General features: G+C 50.6%; 2 protein-coding genes. Both read left to right on the top strand.

Annotated elements, in window-relative coordinates; translation table 11 throughout:
* Positions 1-193, top strand: a 193-nt coding sequence (locus KDK14_RS03265; RefSeq protein ID WP_257263590.1) for a hypothetical protein, incomplete at its 5' end; no start/stop codon positions are given.
* A 31-nt stretch (positions 194-224) separates the two neighbouring features.
* On the top strand, positions 225-1,565 hold the full coding sequence (locus KDK14_RS03260; protein WP_257263589.1) for a protein kinase: 1,341 nt from the start codon (positions 225-227) through the stop codon (positions 1,563-1,565).
* The last annotated feature ends 311 nt before the right edge of the window (positions 1,566-1,876 follow it).

Genomic DNA, 1,876 nt, shown 5'->3' with positions numbered 1-1,876 from the left:
TAAATATCCTATTATCGGGATGATCGTTCGACCGATTCTGTCGCCCTGTGTAGATGAGTTACGGGATATCCATCAAAAGACCAGCCAAAAAAAGGATAGCCTTGCCGCCTGTTACCTGTCCAAGGTAGTTTTAAGCGCAGAAGCCCGGACAAGGACAAGCCATTCAAACTGCGGCACACTGGTCGAAAAATAGTTAAATGTTACAACATAATCAGGTGGCTTTAATGGATGGAGTCTCCAAGGGGCAGAGGAATCAATCTCCGGAGGCGACCGGTCAGGTCGACAAACTGACGCTGCAAGGACAGCACAACGACAAGACGGTGGATACCACTGAACAGGGAACGGCGATACCTGAGCAGCCCATCCTGCAGCACGAAGAAGCGGGTTTATGGGAGCGGCAGGTATCAATAGCGGCTGACTCCGATGTGGACTGGTCCGACGATGAATATGATGGCCATACTTCCGGGTTCGATAGTGATACCAGCAGCAGCGATGATGACTTTAGCCTTCCTGGCTATGGCGGCAGCCTGAATGCCATTGGCCGCCGGGAAGATGGGAATGAGGCGGAGATTGTCTTTGAGGGGCACGAAGATGTCGACAGTTCATCAGGCTTTGACAGTGAGTCCTTAACCGGCAGTTGTGACAATTTACCACTGCAGGAGCTGGCAACGAAACAGCTACCGGAAGCCATTTCACTGGGCAAAATGCCAGATCCTTCCAATGCAACCAACAGTGAAATTCTGATTGATGACGACGAACCCGCCATCGGCCGGGCGCTCAAGGTGGTCAGATACTTGCCAGAGGGTCAGAACAGGAAGGGGTTGATAATCCGCAGCCGCAGTATTGATTCCAGTGATGATGATGCGAAGGCGGCGTATGATGCTGATTGTCTGGAGGCCGAGATCCTGAACTCCCTGGCCGCCCTGGAAAGCGACAATGTTATCAATTTTCATGGCTTCAAGGGAACCATTGACCCACAGACCTACACCACGCATCTGTGCACCAGGGATGGGGGGTTGACGATGACCCGGGCGATCACCCGGGTAGAATCCGACAAGCTGGTTCCCACAATCATCTCCTGGTTATTTGATCTGGCCCGGGGTCTGGCGGTGCTGAAACAGAACCACATTCTGCACCGGGATATCAAGCCAAGCAATCTGCTGGTTGATATGGATGAAAATCGCCTGCGAATTGCCGATTTTGGTAATGCCCACCAAGTGATTGACTACCGCTTTCCATCCGATGCATCGGGCTCTGAACTCTATTCAGCGCCAGAGGTGAAGGCAAGAAAGCCACAGTATTACAGTGCCGACATATACTCCGCTGGCATCTCCCTTGTCGAGATTATGATGAATGCAAACTTACTGACTGTGCACACCTGGCAAGAATTTTCCAGGCACTACCAGCAGAGATTACCGGTAACACTCGCTGAACCCCATTGCCAGCAACCCTCAACCCATGTGCTGGCAGAACTGATTAACGGAATGATTGAGAAAGATCCCGATCAACGTCCTGAGGCGGAAACCATTATTGGTAAACTGCAGGAGCACCGTTGGCAATCTTGAAGCCAATCCGGCCAACTACTTATTGGTGGCAATTTAGCCCTGCTTTTTTGCGATATGACTGAACCTTTTTTTATGACCGTTTAATCAGATATTACTACCATTTCCTTTCAAGCAGGCACAGCAACCCGGGAGTAATTACCACGCAGGGCAGTTCACCCCGGGATAGCCTCCCGGAAGGTGTGTGGCATTTTCATTATGGCTGGTTACTGAAAAACCGGACTACCAATGCCCATGACACGTCATGCGCAATTGGACATTTGTAACTATTCAGCACCCAGCAAAGGCATATTACTGTAATTCTGAACAGCTCT

This window comes from Endozoicomonas sp. ONNA2 (assembly GCF_024606365.1).
GTDB lineage: Bacteria > Pseudomonadota > Gammaproteobacteria > Pseudomonadales > Endozoicomonadaceae > Endozoicomonas.
This window is presented reverse-complemented; position numbering and strand designations above follow the sequence as displayed.